Here is a 19,401-nt window from a genome sequence, read left to right on the forward strand (position 1 = left end):
CACTTCCAAAAAACTATTGGGGTTTACCTCGTACATGATCCTTAGCCTACAAGTTACTGTCATTATAGATAGCCGACAAAATTCCAGGCTCTGTCGGAGTGCCAATGATCAATCCTTGCAGCCATTCAAACTGCCACTGATGCAGGAAGAGTTCAGGCTGAGTCGCAATACTCTGAAGTTGAGCAATTTGAGCGATCGCCGAAGCTGCTTTTGCCTCTGGGTTGAGAAACCATTGCGCTAAGGGATGCTGCCACTGCTGCAAGCAGGCTTGAATCAGAGCGCGATCGCGGGGGTTAATTCCATCTGTCATGACTTGACAGCAGCTCTGAGGCAAAGATTCGCAGCTCTCAAGCGCTTCCTGCCGCAACTCCTGCCATTCTGTAGTCAACAGCGGCGGCAGTAGAGACAGCGCGTATTTCTTGCGGGCTTTGAGGACAATGCCGCCAATCTCACGATCGCCCGTAGTTTGCAAAAATGAGTGAAGCTGTTTGAAGAAAGGCTGAACAATCTCGCGATCGACGACCAAGCCGAGCTTTTGCCCTGCTTCAGAGTAGTCCACGACTGATACCGTGAAGGGTTCGACCTGAATGGCGGCTAGGCTTCTGTATGCCGCAGTCAAATCTCGATGGCTAGAGGAGCTAAGGCTGTTCCAAACGGTTTCACCCAACTGGGCTTTAAGCTGTCGCTTCAGCGCTTCGGGTTTTACAGCCGATCGCGGTTCGGTCAGCCGTGCCGTAACTGGGGGAGCGATCGAGGCTTCAGGGTCGGGGCAATCAACCGACTGAGGATAGGCGCGCTGAATTAACTGCTGATTCAATAGCTCAACCTGCTGGGTCAGGATGGCAATTTGCTGATCTTTTTCAGCTAGAATCTGCTGCTTCTGAGCCAGCTCCAGCGCCCAGAGAGCCGCTCGAATCAAATTAAAATATTTGGGCTGAGAGACATCTACCGCTTCAGATTCCTGTCGTCGCTTGCCGAGAAAGCCCTGCCGCTGCTGAGGCTGAACGGCTAAAATTTGCCCGCTGGCGTTGCGAATTCGTAGCTCTTTGGTGTGAGCGATCGGGTGGATGCTGCCTGTATATTGACGTTTGTTGTAATAAAATACGGCTTTAGCAACGGCTGAATCACCGTCCAAGCTGAAGCAGGGCAGGTCATCGGAGATCTCAGGCAAGGTAGAGATTTCAGGTAAAACAGCCGTCTGGATCGGACTCTCTATCTCAGGCTGATTTAGATATCGGGTTCGAGGTTCTTGCAGTCTGGTATGGGCTTGTGTCGGAGGCTTAATTCCGTTTGACGGCTCAGACGATCGCACTTCACTCGCTAGTTGGTCTGGTGATTGGGCTGGCGATTCATCGGGGGATCGATCTGGCAGCTCATCTGGTAACTGGTCTGGCCGCTCATCGATCGCGGCATCCGCCAGCCGCATCCCTATCAGCTCCAGCTCGACGGTTCTCGCCCCGTTCCATTCATTGACCCGCAGCCGATAGGCGATGTCTACGCGGCTCGGCAGTGGGTAATATTCTCCCCAGCGCCAAGCGATCGCCTTGAGGGGCTGAGATGTTCCCCTTTGCTCCTGAACAACCGTGACCTTAAGATGCGCCTGATTGCGCCCCATGGTCTGCTGCTCCAGGATACGGACGTTGGGAGTCCAGAAAACTGGGTCAGAATTCTCGATACCGCAGGGGTGGAGATGATCAATTTGTTCAAACAAATCTAAGGAGAGATCGTCGAGGGCTGCCTGAGTGTCGATCGCCACCAGAGGCTTGAGGCAGTCGGGTGAAAGCTGCTGGTAGGCATACTCACGCAAGCGCGATCGCACTGCCTCCAGATTCTCTGCCGCAAAGGTGAAGCCCCCTGCCGCCCGATGTCCGCCAAATCTGCCCAGCAGATCGCGGCAATATTGCAGCGCCTCAAAGACATTGAATTCAGGAATGCTGCGTGCCGAGCCGCGAATTTTTTTGGCTTCTACTGCCGCACCTGGAGCTTCTTCATTTGGCTCCTCATAGGTGCCAATGAATACGGGCACGCCATACCGCTCCACTAGACGCGAGGCGACAATGCCAATGACACCGTGGTGCCACTCTGGCTGAACGATCACCAACACGCGCTCTTTCTGGCCGTCGAACTGGGTGGCTTCGCACCAGGCGATCGCCTCCTGCTCAATCAGCTCACACAAGCGCTGCCGATATTGGTTGACCTGTTCGCACTTCATGGCCAGCTCTAGCGCCTGCCCTTCATCATCGGTGGTCAGCAGCTCAATCACAATCTGTGGGTCAGCTAGCCGCCCGATCGCATTAATCCGAGGGCCCAGCCGAAAGCCGATCGCCTCTGGCTTCAAGGCTCTCTCGCTCCCTAGTCCCGCGACCTGAATCAGCGCCTGGATGCCCACGATCCGCGACTTAGGCAACAGCTTTAGCCCTCGGCGTACCCAGCGGCGATTTACCCCCGTGAGCGGAGCCAGATCGGCGATCGTCCCTAAGGTAAACAGCTCAATCAGCGGCGTGGTCAAGTCCTGGGTTTTGTTGAGGCATTGCGCCAGACAGACCGCCAGAATGTACGCCACGCCGACTCCGGCAACGCCCCGATAGGGTGAATTCTCTCGAATAAGCTTGGGATTGAGAATAGCATTGGCGATCGGCAGCACCTCCGGCAGGTCATGGTGATCGGTGACAATTACCGTCAGCCCCAGCTCGCGGGCACGGGCGATCGGTTCATGGGCAGCAATGCCGTTATCCACCGTCAAAATTAGCTGCACGCCTTCTTCATAAAACTCCTCGACAATCCGCCGATTCATGCCGTAGCCTTCCTGCATCCGGCTAGGAATGGCGTAATCGACGATGGCTCCCAGCACCCGCAGGGCGCGCAGCAGTAGTGCCGTGCTGGTCATGCCGTCTGCATCGTAGTCGCCGCAAATGGCGATCGGCTGACGGTGGGCGATGGCATTCAACATCAGCTCTAGGGCGATCGGCAAATCGGGAAATTCCTCCATCGGCGAGGGCAAGATCTGCGTTTCTGGCTTCAGAAACATCTGTGCTGCTTCAGGGGTATGGATACCGCGATTGATTAACACCTGCGTCAGCAAAGACGATAGCTGGCTAGTTTGCGCCAAATGCGTCGCCAAAGCAGGTTGCGATGGCGCAATCTGCCATCGCTGACGGGGAAGCCGAGAAGAAGAAGAGAAACGAGACACGTTGAAAACTGAGTGATGGAACTTAAGTGATGGAATTTACTAGAAATCTGCGCTGTATTTCTAACTGCCGCATTTCTAACCGCTGTATTTTTAACCTACAAGTGAGTATAAAGATCGCGATAAGAGAGATTTTTGTTTAGAGATTCTTTTAATCGGATTCAAGTAGAGACGCAACGTATAAAGTAAAGCCCTCAGAAAAATTCATGGTCACTTCGCCCCACTTTGACTAACGATCGCGACGTTGGATTTATCTTAATGCGTACTGATGTTCTTATTAAACCCTTATTCTTAAAGAATTTTTGTTTGGCATTGCTTAATCTGGGCATGAATTTTTTGGAAAGAGGCGCGCCGCGCCCCTTTCCAAAAAAATTCATACATGAAATCAGCAGCACTGAATTTTTCTCAAAGTTGTTTGAATGGCAAGTGGGATATCATGAAAACCACTGGAGCCGATCGCTCTACAAAACTGCAACAAAGCATTTTTAGTAGGGCATTGTAGTAATCACGGAGACCTCCATCATGCTCAAAAAAATTCTGACCAGCGGCATTATTTGCGCCGCATTGACGATCGCCAGTCTTCCCGCACAGGCACAAACCCAGCCGACTGCTCCATCTGACGCTCCGGCATCTGGCGCTCCGGCATCTGGACAGTCTAGCGACGTGAGCGCTCAGGAAGTTCAGCAATTTGCGGATGCGCTGAAGCAAATGCGCTCAATTCATGAATCGGCTCAAACTCAGGCAAACCAAATCATCGAAGCCAAGGGGTTGCCCATTCCACGATTCAACGAGATTCTCCAGAGCCGTCCTCGTGCTCAAGCCGGTACCGATCAACCTAACGCCCCCGTTGCGCTCAGCACCCCTGTCTCAGAGCAAGAGCAGCAGCAGTTTGATCAGGCATTGACCGAGATCACGCAGCTTCAGCAGACGACTGAGCAGCGGATGGAGCAGGCTATTACCACCACGGGATTAGAGGTGCCGCGTTTTAATCAGATCTTTTCGATTGCCCGTCAAGATCAAACCTTGAAGCAGCGAATCGAGCAGGTGCTGCAAAACTAGGGGATTAGAAGCTCAGCAAATGCTGCAATCTCTGGCGAAAGGCAGCCTGACCGAAGTGTTGAAGGGTTTGCGATCGCAGCCAATCTCCTTCTCCTCGGCGATCGCCCTTTTCCTGAGCTTGCAGCATTTCTACACAGGCTGCTGCCACCGCTGCTGGGTCGCGATGGGGCACATGCCAGCCTAGTTTTCCATCCTGCAAAGGATCGGCTGAGCCGTCCGCATCGCCCGACATGACCGGAATGCCGCAAGCCATCGCCTCTAGATAAACAATGCCAAAGCCTTCTTGAGAGGGCATGACGTAAGCATCGGCAAGACGGTAGTGATCAGCCAGATCAACAGTAGGCACAAAGCCTGCAAAAATCACCCGATCGCCCATGCCCAGATCGATCGCCAGTTTTGCCAGTCGCGGCTGATCATCCCCTCGCCCAATCACCAGATATTTAACGTTGGGGAACGCTTGAGCGATCGCAGGCAAAGCCCGAATCGTCACATCCACGCCTTTGTAGATATCGCCAGACCAGAGCCGCGCCACCGTCAGGATCACCGTGGCATTGGCTAATTGGTATTTCTCGACTAGCGCTGGAGATTTGTCCCCTAGCCTGAAGCGATCGCCATCCACTGGACAAGGCAAAAGCTGAATTTTTGCTCGATCAAGCCGATTGGATGCGGCGGCCTGATCGCGGCTGTAGCGGCTGACTGTCCAAATCTGATCGGCTTGCCGCAACGCAATTTGTGAAAGCTGAGGCAGTGGCTCCCAGACTTCTTTGCCGTGGGTCATGACAATATAGGGAATCCCCAGCGGCTTGCACAGGAGCCAAACTAAGGGCGCAAGATGAACATGACCGCAAAAGACGCGCTGAGGACGGTGGTATAAGAGGTGGAGGCAGAGCGCGATCGCCAATCTCACCCGACTCAGCAGCGAAAAGCGAGTTTTGAAGTAACGAAATTGCAAGTGTTCAGACTGAAAAGGATTTTCACCCACCTGATCTCGCAGTAGAAAAATATCGGCTGAGCAATTTTTTAGCCTACTCCAAACCAAATAGCTATGCAGCAGCTCCTGCACATAGGATTGAATGCCACCCTCCCGCTCAAAGATTTCTAGGAAAAGAAACAGATCTAGGGAGCGACTATGAGAGGAATCATAGCGGTCGCCAGTTTGCTGGGGAAATTCAGGGTGGGGCGCTTCGCGCCCCACCCTGAATTTCCCCGTCCTAACCGCCTTGGCGATCGTTTTACTCGGCAGATCAGCAGAAGCATGGGATGGAAACACCATAGGTTGAGCCAGCGCAATTCTGCCCTCAGTATGGGCAAAACCGAAGCAAAACGCTCATAAGTCTTTATCTAGGGCGGAAGAATCGATCGCGCTAAATCTGGGTACGAATTTTTTAAAAGGGTTGCTGAGTCACCTTTTCAAGAAGGCAAAGACTCTGAAGTTAGTAAATCTGAAGTTAGCGAAGTAATATCTATCTTTTCGCAGAATCGCTATGATTGTTTACGATCGCAAAGTGGTAACTCAAGGCTGCTGTGGCTTGGCTATCCTGTGGCCTAGCTACCCTAGCTTTGAAGCATAGGCAATCGAGCCATTAAAGTCCATCAAATTGCATATCGCATACCCTGCTGAATCTATGTACTTATCACTCTGGCCTGGCAAACCCTACCCCCTAGGAGCCGCTTGGGATGGAAAAGGAACCAACTTTGCGTTGTTCTCAGAATATGCCACAGGAGTTGATCTCTGTCTGTTCGACAAAAAGGGACGCGAAACTCGTCTTTCTTTGACAGAAATCAGCAACTTTGTTTGGCATGGCTATGTGCCTTCCATTGGGCCAGGACAGCGATATGGATTTCGGGTGCATGGCCCCTATGCGCCTCTAGAAGGGCATCGGTTTAACGCGAACAAGCTGCTGATTGACCCCTATGCCAAGGCGATCGAAGGAGATGTTACCTTTGGTAGCGAGATCTTTGGCTACGAGTGGGACAACGCTGACCGCGATTTGTCTTTCTGTACAAAAGACGACGTTGACTTTATTCCCAAAGGCATTGTCATTGACGACACGTTTGACTGGGAAGACGATTTGCTGCTGCAAACCCCCCGTCATGAGTCCATTATTTACGAGCTTCACGTCAAAGGCTTTACCCAGCTCCATCCTGATATCCCTGCGGATTTGCGGGGCACCTACGCAGGTCTGGCGCATCCAGCCGCCATTTCGCACCTACAGTCTCTAGGGATCACCGCCGTCGAGCTAATGCCTGTGCATCACTTCCTGGCCTACCCCGGACATCTCAAAGACAAGGGACTCCGCAACTACTGGGGCTACGACTCCATCAACTACTTTGCGCCCTATCCGGGCTACAGCGCCAGCAGCGATGCGGCAGAGCAGGTTATCGAGTTTAAGCAGATGGTGAAAGCTCTACACCAGGCGGGTATTGAAGTGATTTTAGACGTGGTCTATAACCACACGGGTGAAGGCAATCACTTAGGGCCGACGCTGTCGCTGCGCGGCATTGACAACGTTTCCTACTACCGAACGGTAGAAGGAGAGATGCGCTACTACATGGATTTTACCGGATGTGGCAACTCGCTCAACGTCCGGCATCCCCAGGTTTTAAAGTTAATCATGGACAGCCTCCGCTACTGGGTGCTGGAAATGCATGTGGACGGCTTCCGGTTTGATCTGGCATCGGCACTTGCCCGTGAGCTTTACGCAGTCGATCGCCTTGCTGCTTTTTTTGACATCATTCATCAAGATCCTGTTTTGGCAGATGTAAAATTGATTGCCGAACCCTGGGACGTGGGTGAAGGCGGCTATCAGGTGGGCGAATTTCCGCTGCTGTGGTCAGAGTGGAACGGTGAATATCGAGATACCGTCCGGGACTTTTGGCGCGGTGATGAAAGCCGCCTAGCGGACTTTGCCTATCGCTTTACAGGCAGCTCTGACCTGTACGAGAACAATGGTCGCAATCCCAGCGCCAGCATCAACTTCGTGACGGCCCATGACGGATTTACGCTGCGCGATCTGGTCAGCTACACCAACAAGCTGAATGACGCAAACGGGGAGGGCAACTGTGATGGCGAGAGCCATAACCGATCATGGAACTGTGGGGCAGAGGGCGAAACCGACGATCCCGAAATCTTGGCTCTGCGGCTGCGGCAACAGCGCAATTTTTTGGTGACATTGATGCTGTCTCAGGGGGTGCCCATGCTGCTCAGTGGTGACGAGATAGGGCGATCGCAGCAGGGCAATAACAATGCCTACTGTCAGGATAATGAAATCTCCTGGGTGAACTGGGAACTGCAAGAAGATAACGAGGCGCTACTAGATTTCACGCGCCAGCTGATTGGCTTTCGGCGGCAGCATCCGGTTTTTCGACGGCGCAAATGGTTTCAGGGGAGAGCTATTCACGGCTCTGGGGTCAACGATATTGCTTGGTATAACCCCGATGGCAGCGCCATGCGAGAGCAGCAATGGAATGAAGGCTTTGCTAAGGCGATCGCCATCTTCCTCAACGGTGAAGCTATTCCGACTCCCGGCGAGCGCGGTGAACGCATTATCGACAACAGCTTTCTCCTGTTCTACAACGCCCACCATGAGGAAATGGAGTTTGTACTTCCCGAAGGTTTAGCCCATGCCGAATGGGAAACTCTGATTGATACTCAGGAGTCACGTTTCATAAAGCACGGCAAGCGCTACAGCCATGACCAAACGATCGCCGTTATGGAGCGATCGATTATAGTGCTGCAAAGACTGGGGTAGATTGGATCTCTAGCTCACTTTCACCAGAATGACATCGACATAAGGCGATTTCTAGAAAACAAAGTACCCGTAAGGGCAGGTTTGGAGAGTCACTGATCGTTTAGATGCAAAGCTCTTGTCGAAACCTGCCCCAACCCAGAGGTAAATCTTTCTCTAGAAATCGCCTAAGCAAACTAGCGGCAGCGACGCAAGGAGACTCCGAAGCTTCAAAGCACTCCCGATGAGTGACGGTCAACGAACTCTTTAATGTGGTGAAGAGAGCTTGATAACTGATCTAGCAAAGGGTCGGTGCTGTCAAGGTGCTTCCGGTATGCCCATGTTTCTATCTGATCGGCAGCAAACTGCATGACTTTTGCTCCCACATTAGCGCTTGCACCTTTAATGTGGTGCGCAGTCTGATTGACTAGGCAAAGGTTTTGTGTGGCGATCGCCTGATGCAGTTGCTCAAGTTGCGCTGTACAGTCTGTAACAAAAAGTTGCAGCAGCTCTAGCTCAAATTCTGGGCTGTTGTCCGACAGCAGATGTAAGTGTTCTAGGTCAAGATGTTCTAGGTCAAGGTGTTCTAGGTCAAGGTGTTCTAGGTCAAGGTGTTCTGGAGCAGGAGCTTGAAGAAATCCTAAGTCTGATGCATCAGCACCTAACTCGCCCGCCTGAGTCACAGCAACCTGAGTCACGGAAGTCTGGGGTAAAGTGCCTGTCTCTGCCTGATTCGCCAAAAGTAGCTGACTCCAGCGCTGCAACACATCCGCTAAAGCATCTCGGCGTACGGGTTTACTGACAAAATCATCCATTCCAGCCGCAATCGATCGCTCTCGATCCTGCGGCAGATCGCTGGCTGTCATTGCAATGATAATGATTCTGTTCTTTGGCTCCAAAGCCTGACTTTCCCAATCTCGGATGGCTTGAGTAGCTTCATAACCATCCATCACGGGCATTTGGCAATCCATTAGCACCAGCTCGTAAGCGGCAAGTTGGGTAATGGCTTCCACCGCTTTTTGCCCATCTAAAACCGCTTCTGCCTGGTAGCCTAGGGTTTGAAGCTGTTTCAGCGCTACTTTCTGATTAGTCAAATTATCTTCTACCAGCAAAATTTTGAGCGGTGATAGCTCGATCGCGGATAAAGGCGCTGGGTTTTGCGTACGCTGCCTCAGATAAGTCATTGAACCCTGGAGAAAATTACATTCGATCAGGTGAGACGATATTAAACAAGCACTTTTTTGACAGAGAATCTTTTTGACAGAGAGCTTCGAGTAGCCCTTAAATTCAGTATTCCCTAGTTATGAGCTACAACCTTCAAATCCGAGACCGCCTAATGCCTTGAGCGACAAGGATTCAGCTTTTAGTCACCAATCAGCCAAGCAAACGTCAGAAGAAACCCTCCTAGAGCCATCCAGGTTGGCAGATGTAGGCTGAGCAGGGTTTCTGGCAGGAATATAAACTGACAAATCGAGCTGCAAAATAACACAACTCCCAATAGAGCGATCGCCATGCCTGTTGCCTCTAGCCTTCATACTCGCTGCTAATCTCAATCTCTAAAGTCTCTTCATCAATGCCAATAAACAGAACGTTAGGGCGACAACAAACCTGACAATCTTCGATGTAAGACTGCTGACCCCCGGCGCTAAAATCTACAAAGGTGAGATTGGGTTCACCGCAGTAAGCGCAACTGTATTCAGCTGTATTTTGCATCGCAGATCACTCTTAGCAGATGCCCTATTTTATCGGATGCCTCATTTCTAGCAGATGTCGAACTAACAAGGGTCAGCCTTTCGGTAGATAGCACTTGCATATCGAGCCGTTAGAGGCAAATGACCAGAAACTTCAGTGTCAATCAAAAAAGCAAAATTGTAAAGCAGCTACACAAAATGAATGACATTTGAGCATTAAATCTCCTTAGATTGGATTAGGTGGAAGCTCCGCCTCATCCAATCCAACCTAAAGATTCTAATCTGCAAGACATTTATTCTCAGTGGATTTGACTCAATGCAGTTCTGACCGCCTGCTGCTGATCGCGGCGTGTCAGCCAACGGTGGTAGGTACGCGTGTGGATTGCCACAGAATGTCCCATCATTCGAGCCGAGACAGTGTCAGGTAAGCCAATGTGAATCGTACGGACTGCCCAAGCATGGCGCAAGTCATAGGGCGAAAAAGGAATTTGATAGCGGCGAAACTGGCAGGTGACTTGCTGCCCAATCCGTTGGAGCGTTGTTTGGCTGAGGTCAGTGTTGACCGCAGGAAGCTGAATTTGTCTGAGATTGAAGCGATCGACCCATTCTGGCAGAAACGGCCACACCTCATGATTTCCAGTTTTTGTGGTGTTTAGCACTTCAATCATGCCTTCAGGATCGCCGTTGGCTAGAGTGCTGTAATTACAGAAAAAGACCTCGTGATTTCTCAGCCCAAAGGTCGCCATGATGCCGTAAACAAATCGCCAGGACGGGTTAGGAATTTGCTCGTAGACTTGAATAATCTGCTGATCGGTAGGCAGTTCACGAGATTGGGTTTGGCTGGTGCCGTAGTTTCCCCAGAGCGTTTTTAGCTCTACAGGCAGCTCAATTTGCAGAAACTCTGTCAAGGCTTTGAGGGCAGTGCAGCAGACCTGACGGCTACGCGAGTTCGCTGGCGTGGCGTAAACCGTGGCGTAAATTAGCTCTGGCAAGCTGAGGTTGGTAGAAGATTGAGCGATCGTCCTCAGCTTATTCAGGTAGGGCAGATAGGCTTTTTCCCAGGTGGTTCTAACCGAGGAGGGCGGGTGGTTTTGAGCCAAGTGCTGTAGGAAATACAGCTCAAAGGCTTGTAGCTTTTGAACCAAATCCATCTCATGTAGCCGTCCGCCCCCAGCAACAGGTAGGTACTGCCGCCAGTCAAAGCGGTTTTCAATCAGATGAGCCGCGACAATTTTGACCTGATTTTCAGCTTGCTTTAGTCCGGCGATCGTGGCAGGCAAGTCAAGGCTGATGCGCTGCTGATGCGGACGTAGCCGAGGGCTTCCGGGTCGGGGAGGTAAAGTGCCCCGTAACGCCAGTTTCTCTCCGCGCCGCTCAATGTGCAGCCCCAATTTTGCCGTTTTCAAACGATGATTTGCCTGGGCAATCCGTGTGTCTATGTCAATATTGGAGGAGGAAGCAGGAGCCACTTTTAAATTAGGTCTAAGCGAGTTGTTGCGAATTGATTCTACTAAAGCAAGTTAAGATATAGAAAAATTATTGTTAAAGTCGGTAACAAATATTAAGGGAAAGGGAATCGAAATCATTATGGGTCGTGTTGGAGTCTTACTGCTCAACTTAGGCGGACCAGACCAACTGGAGGATGTTCGCCCCTTTCTATTTAACTTATTTTCTGACCCAGAAATTATTCGCCTCCCCTTCACATGGCTGCAAAAGCCTTTGGCGTGGCTGATTTCGACGAGCCGTGCCAGCAAGTCTCAGGAAAACTACAAGCTGATTGGTGGCGGTTCACCCTTGCGCCGCATTACCGAAGAGCAAGCTCAGGCGCTGCAAGAGTCTCTGAAACAGAAGGGGCAAGAGGTACAGGTTTATGTGGGGATGCGCTACTGGCATCCGTTTACTGAGGAGGCGATCGCCCGCATCAAGCGCGACAGCATCGAGCAGCTCGTAATTTTGCCCCTCTACCCTCAGTTTTCCATCAGCACCAGCGGCTCCAGCTTTCGATTGCTCGAAAAGATCTGGCAGGAAGAGCCAGCTCTTGACCAAATTGACTACACCGTGATTTCGTCTTGGTTCGATCGCCCTGGTTACCTGCAAGCCATGGCAGATCTCATTGCCCAACAGCTCGATCAGGTGGAGAATCCCGATCGCGTTCATATTTTCTTTAGCGCTCATGGGGTGCCCGTTAGCTATGTGGAAGAGGCAGGCGATCCCTATCAGCAGGAGATCGAACAATGCACCGCTCTAATCATGAGAACGCTGAACCGACCTAATGCTTACACGCTGGCCTATCAAAGCCGCGTTGGCCCTGTAGAGTGGCTTCAGCCCTACACAGAAGAGGCGATTAAAGAACTGGCGGCCGAGGGGGTCGATAACCTGCTGGTTGTGCCCGTCAGCTTTGTCTCAGAGCACATTGAGACGCTGCAAGAAATTGACATGGAGTACCGGGAAATTGCTGAGGAAGCTGGAATTCACGACTTCCGGCGCGTCCCCGCTTTGAATACCCATCCGGTCTTTATCGAGGCGCTTGCCGATTTGGTCATGGATGCCGTCAATTCTCCCAGCGTCAAGCTTTCGGAAGCGACGCAGATGAAGAAAATGGTGAAGATGTATCCTCAAGAAAGCTGGCAGTGGGGGCTAACGACCTCGGCTGAAGTATGGAACGGACGCATTGCCATGATTGGCTTTATTGCGCTGATAGTCGAGCTAATCAGCGGACAAGGACCACTGCATTTTGTGGGGCTGCTTTAGAAGCGCCGTCTTCAAAGCCTGTAGATTTTTGGGCTTCGCTTAAACCTGAGGATGAATTTTTGTGAGCGGCGCACCGCTCACAAAAATTCATCCTCAGGTTCAGTTTTGACTAGAAGTGTGTGGCAGAACACCTTCTCGTAACGAAAACCTAAAAAAATCTACAGGCTTGAGCAGATCGTGCCCATAGCCGCTAAAGTTGGTTTAGGCAAAACGTTTACGGTAAAGACAGCGCTTATGACTGCCTACGAACTGGATCTAGAATCGCCTGATTCCAACGCAGATGACACGGTTATGCTCAATTACGTGGAAATTATTGAAACGGTAATTGCCAGCTTGCAGGAAGACCAGAGTGCTATGGTCAGCCAGGGAGAAGGCGGCTACGTCTGGAAATTCAAATATGGCAGCGTTGAAGTCTTCGTCAAGCTTCCTGGCGTGACTGACGAAGATGAGTTAACCGTCTGGGCAGCCGTCATGAAGCTTCCGGCAAAGAACGAAGCAGGGCTACTGCGGAAGCTGATGGAAATGAATTGGAATAGCACCCTTGAGGCTCGCTTTGCGGTAGCAGACGATCAGGTCGTCGTTTGCGCTACAAGAACGTTGGCGGAGCTATCTCCAGCAGAAGTCTCACGGAATATCACGATCGTTGCAACGATCGCCGACGACAACGACGAATCTCTGCAAGCCGAATTTGGCTGACCTTTCTGATTCAGCCCTCCTTGATTCAGCCCTCTGGAATTCAAAAGTCTGGCGATTGATTCCGCTCCTTAAAGCTCCAGGCAGGGTGCAAATGGCGATCGATCGCTGGCTGCTTGATCAGTACTGTCAGGGATGTATTCCGCCGACACTACGGTTTTATACCTGGTCGCCGATCGCGCTCTCGTTAGGGTACCATCAGCGAAAATATCCTGCGTTTTGGCAGGCGCTAACCTGGAACCAGCAGCCGATCGATCTGGTGCGTCGTCCTACGGGTGGACGGGCGGTGCTGCACCAAGGCGACTTAAGCTATGCGATCGTCACTTCGGGCATAGACTCTGGTATTGCAGGAAGCCGGATGCAGACCTATCGCTACCTCTGCGAGTTTTTGATTCGGGGATGGCGATCGCTCGGCGTTGAGTTGCGCTATGGCGAAGCCGGACGAGGCTACATTCACAACCCTGACTGTTTTGGTACGGCAACGGCAGCCGACTTGGTGATGCCCAACGGCGCTAAGCTGATTGGCAGCGCTCAGCTCTATCGCAAAACGCAGGGTCAATCTGCCGTTTTGCAGCATGGCTCCATCCGGCTTAACCCTGATCCTGATTTATTTCGGCAGGTATTTGAAACGCCAATGGAAGGGATGCCGCTTGAGCAGGGCTGGGATGCTGAAAAAGCAATGGAGGTGACGATCGCCACCTCCGTCACCTCTGCGGAAACTTGGTTTGGAATTCAGCTTGTCCCCCAGCCCCTATCTGAAATTGAGTGGCAAGCAATACTTGCTCTAGAGAATCTAGATCTAGCCTAGCTGTGTGAAGCTGCTGGCAGTGACTTGGCTGTCAACGCCTTGCAGAACCGCTAGCGTTTTGTTGTTAGAGCTGACGATCGTATCTCTGCCATCTTGGGCAATCTTTAGATCGTTGAAGGAGAGGCTGCCTAGTAAGCCAATCTTGTCGTCTTGAGCTTTGAAGTCTTGAACGATTTGTTTGCCCTTGAGATCTAGGACAAACAAATCGTCTCCAGAGCCGCCGATGTAGAGGTTGGTGCCTTTGCCGCCAATCAGAATGTCCTTGCCTTTGTCGCCTTTGAGCGTGTCGTCGCCTTCTCCGCCTACAAGAACGTCATCGCCCGAACCACCGACAAGGTTGTCGTTGCCTTTGCCGCCGTTCGCCAGATCTTCAGCACTATTGCCTCGCAGGATGTCGTTGCCTTTTAGCCCGACTAGCAGATTATCGCCCCGCAGCCCTTTGACGGTGTTAGCGATCGCATCACCTGTTAAAACATGCTTGACGGACACTTTCTTCAAAATGTTTTCTTCACCCAGGGCATTGAGGATGCTGCCGAAGCCATCCAGCAAATCGACGTTTTTGGGGTTCACAGACTTAGCATTAGTTTTGCTGGAACCTTCGCTCGTCAAACCTGTGATGTTGCCTAAGCCGCTAATCAGATCATTGGCGGGTGCTTTGTCAAAGATGTAGTAGTAGTCGTCATCTAGACCACCAAACAAATTACCCAAATTGATCTTGCCAAACAGACCGCTCAAGTCGTCTACCAGACCACCAATGTCTAAGCCGTCAGAAAGTCCGAGATCGCCTAGAGAGTCAAAAATATCGGTGAGTGACGTTAATCCAAATAGGTTATCGATGCCAAGATTACTAAATAGATCGCCTAAGTCAATGCTATCAAAGATGTTGCCATTACCGAAAAGAGAGTCAAAAATATTTCCTAGATCGAAACCGTCAAAAATACTGGTGCTGCCCAACAAATCATCTAAAATGCTGCCGAGATCAATACCATTTAGGAGACTGCCAAGGTCTAAGCCAAATACGCGGCTGGTCATTGAATTAGTCATATCAAGATACCTCAATGTCTTCTGTGATTCGAGGGGCAGAATGCTTCTTCCCACGGGTGACACCGCAGAGGAGTGTTCTGTGGGGGTGACTCTCGATCAGACGGCAGTAGATTCCAATACGTTCCCAAAGTTTTTTGAAAACTTTTTGAAGGCTTGACAAAGAAATTTCTGATGCGAGGCTGTGCTGTGTTTCTGGGGCGATCGCAAAAAGTAAATTACCAGAGATACTCCTGTCAAATCGCCCGATCAAGTTGCCCAATCAAGTTGCCCGATCGCAGACTTTAGATTAGATCGCAGATTAGATCAGATAATTGCTATAGATCTAGCCGAACCTCTCATTTAGGCACCTATGAGCCAAATTTCTTCTGAAAGTTCCTCTGCTTCTGCTTCTAGCTCTGGGCAATCTTCTGGGCAATCTCGTGGGCAATCTCATCCACCCCGATCGCCGCTCTCCTGGCTTTCGGCGTTTTGGAAATTCTGCCGTCCCCATACCATTATTGGCACTAGCCTCAGCGTATTGGGAATCGGGGTCATAGCCTGGGCAAGAACGAATCAAGAGGTGCCCTATGAGTTTTTACTGTTGATGGTGCCTGCGCTGATTGCCTGCCTCTGCGGCAATGTTTACATTGTGGGGCTGAATCAGATTGAGGATGTCGAGATCGATCGCATCAATAAGCCCCATCTGCCGATCGCCTCTGGAGAATTTTCGCGGCGGCTAGGCTGGGCGATCGTCCTCACGAGCGGCATTTTGGCACTGGTGCTATCGGCAGGGAGCGGTCTGTTTCTAATGGCAACGGTCTGGATAAGCTTGCTGATCGGCACCGCCTATTCTCTACCGCCCATCCGCCTGAAGCGGTTTCCGGTCTGGGCTTCGCTGTGCATTTTTTCAGTGCGCGGAGCGATCGTCAACCTGGGGCTATTCCTGCACTTCAATCAAAAATTGGGTGAGCCGCCGCAGATTCCGGCAACGGTCTGGGCGCTGACTTTGTTTGTGTTAGTGTTCACGTTTGCGATCGCCATCTTCAAAGATATTCCTGATCTGGAGGGCGATCGGCTTTATCACATCACGACTTTTACCGTGAAGCTAGGGCAGCGATCGGTGTTTAATTTGGCGCGTTGGGTGCTGACGGTTTGCTACGGCGGCATGGTGGCGGCAGGACTGGTGATTTCCGGCGTGAATTCTGCTTTTGTTGTCGGCTGGCATTTGGTGGCGCTGATTCTGCTTTGGGCGACAAGCCTGAAGGTGAATTTGCAGGATCAGAAGGCGATCGCGCAGTTCTACCAGTTTATTTGGAAGCTGTTTTATCTGGAATATATTCTGTTTCCCCTTGCTTGTTATCTAGCATGAGCTTTTCCGAAAACGCTGAAAGCATAGAGGGACTGGGCAGGGTGTACCTCGTTGGCTCAGGAGTGGGTAGCGTAGACTATTTGACGGTCAAAGGTCAGCGGCTTCTGAACCAGGCAGAAGTCGTCATCTACGACGCTCTAGTGGATGATGCTCTGCTAGAGATCGTGCCAGCCGACTGCCTGAAGCTAGATGTGGGCAAGCGGGGAGGCAAACCCAGCACACCTCAAGCGGAGATCAACGGTCTGCTGGTGAAATATTGTCAGCAGGGCAAACAGGTGGTGCGGCTCAAAAGCGGCGATCCGTTTATCTTTGGGCGATCGAGTTCTGAAATTCAGGCGTTGCGCGAGGCAGATTGCGGGTTTGAAGTGGTGCCCGGAATTTCCTCGGCGCTGGCGGCTCCGCTGCTGATGGATATTCCCCTCACCGATCCGGTCTTGAGCCGCTGCTTTGCCGTGTTTAGCGCCCATGAGCCAGAACTGCTCGACTGGCAAAGCCTTGCTCATCTCGACACCTTGGCAATCTTGATGGGGGCAGCACACCTGCCAGACATTATCGATCGCCTGATCCAGCAGGGACGATCGCCCCAAACGCCGATCGCGATTATCCGCTGGGCGGGGCATCCAGAGCAGCAACTCTGGACGGGCACATTGGAGGCGATCGTTCAGCAAACTGCTCGTCAGGCTTTGTCGCCCTGCGTCATAGTCATTGGTGAAGTGGTGCGGTTGCGCCCTTTTTTGCGGTCGCCATCCCCTTGATAAGAGCTTGGGGTGAATGGGGGGATGGGTGAATGAGAGTTCCCACCTACCCCCTACTCATCCACCCCCTACTCATCCACCCCCTACTCATCCACACTAATAACCCGCCGTTTGATCGATCAGATTCCGTAAACTCACGCCATTTTGATAGCGCCAGAGATTGTCGAGGAATAGGGCGATCGTCCGTTGGGCAATGCGGGGAGAAAAGCCGGAGCAGTGGGGGGTGACAAAGACATTGGGCAGTGACCAAAATGGGCTATCTTCCGGCAGGGGTTCTGTACAAAATGTGTCTAGTCCTGCTCCAGCGATCCATCCTTCCTGGAGTGCCGTGAGCAGGGCTGATTCATCTACCACCGCGCCTCGCGCAATGTTGATCAGGTAGGCAGTCGATCGCATCAGGCGCAAAGTTGCCGCGTTGATCATGCCGCGAGTTTCGGGCGTGAGGGGCGTTGCCAACACCAGATAATCGACTTCTGGAAGGAGCGATCGCCACTCATCTGCACCCACGATTCTATCGAAGTGAGGCAGGGGGTCTGGGTTGCGTCGCGATCCCCAAACTCGCATATCAAAAGCATGGGCACGCTTGGCGATCTCTTGTCCGATGCTGCCTGCCCCCACAATCAGCAGCGTTGTGCCCTCAACTTCTTGCAAGGGCAAATCTCCGGCGGCAGAGTCCGATCGCAGCCATGTTTTCTGATCCTGAAGATCTTTCAGCTTGGGCAGGCTTTTCGCATAACTGAGGATATACGCCATAACGAACTCGGCGATCGGTACGGCAAAGGTTCCGGCACCGTTGGTCAGCAAAATTTTGCGCTCCAGATAGGCAGGTGTGAGGATATGATTGACCCCGGCGCTAGGAGTTTGTTGCCATCTCAGATGGGGCGCGGCGGCTAACACTTTTTGCAGCGTTGCGGACTTAAGATAAAACCAGTTGAGATATACTTCTGCATCACTCGGATCACCTTCAAAGTTGCCCTGGCTGTCTACCCAGGCAAGCTGAATGTCGGGATAGCGATCGGGTGAGAGGTGAGGCTTTAGCTCGTCAGCGAATTCGGCAGGTAAGAGCAGTTTCATAGACTTGCCAATTTAGCGCCAAGCGCGATCGTATTGCACGGGTCGGGGAATTTCTTGCCTCAACTGTTTGGCAGCTTGTTGCGCCCAGTAGGGATTGCGGAGCAGCTCTCGTGCCAGCAGCACCACGTCGGCGGCTCCCGTCCGAATCACATGATCTGCCTGTTCGGGAGCGGTAATCATGCCAACGGCTCCGGTCGCAATCTGGGCTTCGCGGCGGATGCGATCGGCAAATGCAGTCTGATAGCCCGCGCCCACCGGAATCCGAACGCCCGGAATCAAACCACCCGAAGAGCAGTCGATCAAATCAACTCCTAGAGACTTCAGCTTGTGACTCAAAGCGACGCTCTGCTCAATATCCCAGCCGCCTTCTGCCCAATCGGTTGCCGAAATCCTCACCCAGAGGGGATAAGCGTCTGGCAAAACCGCACGGACTGCTTCCACAATTTCTTGGAGCAGACGAATCCGGTTCTCGAAGCTGCCGCCATACTGATCCTGTCGCTGATTGGCTAGGGGCGAGAGAAACTGATGCACCAGATAGCCGTGAGCCGCATGAAGCTCGATCACCTTGAAGCCCGCCTCTAGAGAGCGCCGCGCTGACTGCACGAAGGCATCTTTGATCTGCGAAATTTCTTCCAGATCTAGCGCCTTTGGAATCGGACTGTCTGCGTCAAAGGCGATCGCACTGCTGGAAACTACGTCCCATCCGCCCTGACTTGCATCCACCGCTTTGCCGCCTTCGCTAGGCTTTGCCGTACTGGCTTTTCTGCCTGCATGAGCCAACTGAATACCTGCCACTGCGCCGAATTGATGGATGCTAGAGGTAATCTTTGCCAAAAACTCAATGTGCTGATCAGACCAGATGCCCAAATCTCCGGGGCTAATGCGACCGATCGGTTCAACCGCCGCTGCTTCAGTAAACACTAAGCCAGCACCGCCGATCGCCCGACTCGCCAGATGGATTAAATGCCAGTCGTTGGCATAGCCATCGGTGCTGGAGTATTGACACATGGGCGAAACGACAATGCGATTGCGGCAGGTGACGTTACCGCTACTGAAGGGTTCAAATAGATGTGCCATGAGTCTCCATTGCCATAAATCATCACTCCCGCAGATCTTACTACTCTAAATCTCTACGTAAGCTATCGCAGAAACGATATATTTGCTGCATTGGCACTGTAGGGCGCTGCAATTAGAATGTGACGCTCTGCATTGGCACTGTAAGGCGTTGCAATGGGAATGCACCGCTCTGCATTGGCACTGTAA

At 51.9% G+C, this 19,401-nt stretch carries 15 protein-coding genes and 1 pseudogene; 7 read left to right on the plus strand and 9 right to left on the minus strand.

The genetic code is table 11. The features are described 5' to 3' along the window. Positions 1–1,417 precede the first annotated feature (1,417 nt). Positions 1,418–3,190, minus strand: a pseudogene (recJ, locus tag AC5JMP_RS23765) (single-stranded-DNA-specific exonuclease RecJ); the annotation flags it as partial. Positions 3,191–3,709: 519 nt separating this feature from the next. Between recJ and AC5JMP_RS23770 the strand changes: the two are divergent. Continuing rightward, positions 3,710–4,246, plus strand: coding sequence for a DUF4168 domain-containing protein (locus AC5JMP_RS23770; RefSeq protein ID WP_495853983.1), 537 nt, complete (start codon positions 3,710–3,712; stop codon positions 4,244–4,246). A gap of 4 nt (positions 4,247–4,250) precedes the next feature. Here AC5JMP_RS23770 and AC5JMP_RS23775 read toward each other — a convergent pair whose 3' ends face one another. Next, positions 4,251–5,519: a glycosyltransferase gene (locus AC5JMP_RS23775; RefSeq protein ID WP_495853984.1), complete on the minus strand. Its 1,269-nt coding sequence runs from the start codon at positions 5,517–5,519 to the stop codon at positions 4,251–4,253. A 352-nt stretch (positions 5,520–5,871) separates the two neighbouring features. Here AC5JMP_RS23775 and glgX point away from each other — a divergent pair, with 352 nt between their 5' ends. Then, positions 5,872–7,998 (plus strand): glycogen debranching protein GlgX, encoded by a 2,127-nt coding sequence (glgX, locus tag AC5JMP_RS23780; RefSeq protein WP_495853985.1) that lies wholly within the window; start codon positions 5,872–5,874, stop codon positions 7,996–7,998. A 206-nt stretch (positions 7,999–8,204) separates the two neighbouring features. On the opposite strand, the gene AC5JMP_RS23785 is transcribed toward glgX, so the two are convergent. From AC5JMP_RS23785 to AC5JMP_RS23800, 4 genes are all read right to left on the minus strand, one after another. Then, positions 8,205–9,158, minus strand: a complete 954-nt coding sequence (locus AC5JMP_RS23785) for a response regulator (RefSeq protein WP_495853986.1) — start codon at positions 9,156–9,158, stop codon at positions 8,205–8,207. Positions 9,159–9,337: 179 nt separating this feature from the next. Further along, positions 9,338–9,487, minus strand: a complete 150-nt coding sequence (locus tag AC5JMP_RS23790) for a hypothetical protein (protein ID WP_495853987.1) — start codon at positions 9,485–9,487, stop codon at positions 9,338–9,340. Positions 9,488–9,498: 11 nt separating this feature from the next. Next, on the minus strand, positions 9,499–9,687 hold the full coding sequence (locus AC5JMP_RS23795) for a CPXCG motif-containing cysteine-rich protein (RefSeq protein WP_495853988.1): 189 nt from the start codon (positions 9,685–9,687) through the stop codon (positions 9,499–9,501). Positions 9,688–9,964: 277 nt separating this feature from the next. Then, a complete protein-coding gene (locus AC5JMP_RS23800; RefSeq protein ID WP_495853989.1) occupies positions 9,965–11,134 on the minus strand; it encodes a site-specific integrase in 1,170 nt (389 codons plus the stop codon). Positions 11,135–11,252: 118 nt separating this feature from the next. Between AC5JMP_RS23800 and hemH the strand changes: the two genes are divergently transcribed. The 3 genes from hemH to AC5JMP_RS23815 all read left to right on the plus strand — a co-directional run bounded on the left by hemH (position 11,253) and on the right by AC5JMP_RS23815 (position 13,917). Beyond that, entirely contained in the window at positions 11,253–12,416 is a 1,164-nt protein-coding gene (gene hemH, locus AC5JMP_RS23805; protein ID WP_495853990.1) for a ferrochelatase, read from the plus strand. A gap of 234 nt (positions 12,417–12,650) precedes the next feature. After that, positions 12,651–13,112, plus strand: a complete 462-nt coding sequence (locus AC5JMP_RS23810; RefSeq protein ID WP_495853996.1) for a YbjN domain-containing protein — start codon at positions 12,651–12,653, stop codon at positions 13,110–13,112. A gap of 91 nt (positions 13,113–13,203) precedes the next feature. Next, a complete protein-coding gene (locus AC5JMP_RS23815) occupies positions 13,204–13,917 on the plus strand; it encodes a lipoyl protein ligase domain-containing protein (RefSeq protein WP_495853997.1) in 714 nt (237 codons plus the stop codon). Here AC5JMP_RS23815 and AC5JMP_RS23820 read toward each other — a convergent pair. Further along, on the minus strand, positions 13,909–14,961 hold the full coding sequence (locus AC5JMP_RS23820; protein WP_495853991.1) for a calcium-binding protein: 1,053 nt from the start codon (positions 14,959–14,961) through the stop codon (positions 13,909–13,911). The two genes, AC5JMP_RS23815 and AC5JMP_RS23820, sit on opposite strands and share 9 nt — an antisense overlap. A 349-nt stretch (positions 14,962–15,310) precedes the next feature. On the opposite strand from AC5JMP_RS23820, the gene AC5JMP_RS23825 reads away from it, so the two are divergent. Both AC5JMP_RS23825 and cobA read left to right on the plus strand, forming a co-directional pair. Beyond that, complete coding sequence (locus AC5JMP_RS23825; protein ID WP_495853992.1) at positions 15,311–16,309, plus strand: homogentisate phytyltransferase; 999 nt, start codon at positions 15,311–15,313, stop codon at positions 16,307–16,309. Further along, positions 16,306–17,064, plus strand: coding sequence for a uroporphyrinogen-III C-methyltransferase (gene cobA / locus AC5JMP_RS23830; protein ID WP_495853993.1), 759 nt, complete (start codon positions 16,306–16,308; stop codon positions 17,062–17,064). The genes AC5JMP_RS23825 and cobA overlap by 4 nt, the downstream gene beginning before the upstream one ends. A gap of 96 nt (positions 17,065–17,160) precedes the next feature. Here the strand turns inward: cobA and AC5JMP_RS23835 are convergent, their stop codons facing one another. Together AC5JMP_RS23835 and AC5JMP_RS23840 are read right to left on the minus strand one after the other, a co-directional pair. Further along, complete coding sequence (locus tag AC5JMP_RS23835; protein WP_495853994.1) at positions 17,161–18,138, minus strand: D-2-hydroxyacid dehydrogenase; 978 nt, start codon at positions 18,136–18,138, stop codon at positions 17,161–17,163. 12 nt (positions 18,139–18,150) lie between these two features. Then, complete coding sequence (locus AC5JMP_RS23840) at positions 18,151–19,215, minus strand: NADH:flavin oxidoreductase/NADH oxidase (RefSeq protein ID WP_495853995.1); 1,065 nt, start codon at positions 19,213–19,215, stop codon at positions 18,151–18,153. Positions 19,216–19,401 lie beyond the last annotated feature (186 nt).

The sequence above is a fragment of the Drouetiella sp. genome (genome assembly GCF_059504425.1).

Excerpts from the sequence above, each read along its gene's own strand:
- AC5JMP_RS23770 (WP_495853983.1), top strand. The coding sequence starts at position 3,710 with ATGCTCAAAAAAATTCTGACCAGCGGCATTATTTGCGCCGCATTGACG.
- AC5JMP_RS23775 (WP_495853984.1), bottom strand. The coding sequence starts at position 5,519 with ATGGTGTTTCCATCCCATGCTTCTGCTGATCTGCCGAGTAAAACGATC.
- glgX (WP_495853985.1), top strand. The coding sequence starts at position 5,872 with ATGTACTTATCACTCTGGCCTGGCAAACCCTACCCCCTAGGAGCCGCT.
- AC5JMP_RS23785 (WP_495853986.1), bottom strand. The coding sequence starts at position 9,158 with ATGACTTATCTGAGGCAGCGTACGCAAAACCCAGCGCCTTTATCCGCG.
- AC5JMP_RS23790 (WP_495853987.1), bottom strand. The coding sequence starts at position 9,487 with ATGGCGATCGCTCTATTGGGAGTTGTGTTATTTTGCAGCTCGATTTGT.
- AC5JMP_RS23795 (WP_495853988.1), bottom strand. The coding sequence starts at position 9,687 with ATGCAAAATACAGCTGAATACAGTTGCGCTTACTGCGGTGAACCCAAT.
- hemH (WP_495853990.1), top strand. The coding sequence starts at position 11,253 with ATGGGTCGTGTTGGAGTCTTACTGCTCAACTTAGGCGGACCAGACCAA.
- AC5JMP_RS23810 (WP_495853996.1), top strand. The coding sequence starts at position 12,651 with ATGACTGCCTACGAACTGGATCTAGAATCGCCTGATTCCAACGCAGAT.
- AC5JMP_RS23815 (WP_495853997.1), top strand. The coding sequence starts at position 13,204 with ATGGCGATCGATCGCTGGCTGCTTGATCAGTACTGTCAGGGATGTATT.
- AC5JMP_RS23820 (WP_495853991.1), bottom strand. The coding sequence starts at position 14,961 with ATGACTAATTCAATGACCAGCCGCGTATTTGGCTTAGACCTTGGCAGT.
- AC5JMP_RS23825 (WP_495853992.1), top strand. The coding sequence starts at position 15,311 with ATGAGCCAAATTTCTTCTGAAAGTTCCTCTGCTTCTGCTTCTAGCTCT.
- cobA (WP_495853993.1), top strand. The coding sequence starts at position 16,306 with ATGAGCTTTTCCGAAAACGCTGAAAGCATAGAGGGACTGGGCAGGGTG.
- AC5JMP_RS23835 (WP_495853994.1), bottom strand. The coding sequence starts at position 18,138 with ATGAAACTGCTCTTACCTGCCGAATTCGCTGACGAGCTAAAGCCTCAC.
- AC5JMP_RS23840 (WP_495853995.1), bottom strand. The coding sequence starts at position 19,215 with ATGGCACATCTATTTGAACCCTTCAGTAGCGGTAACGTCACCTGCCGC.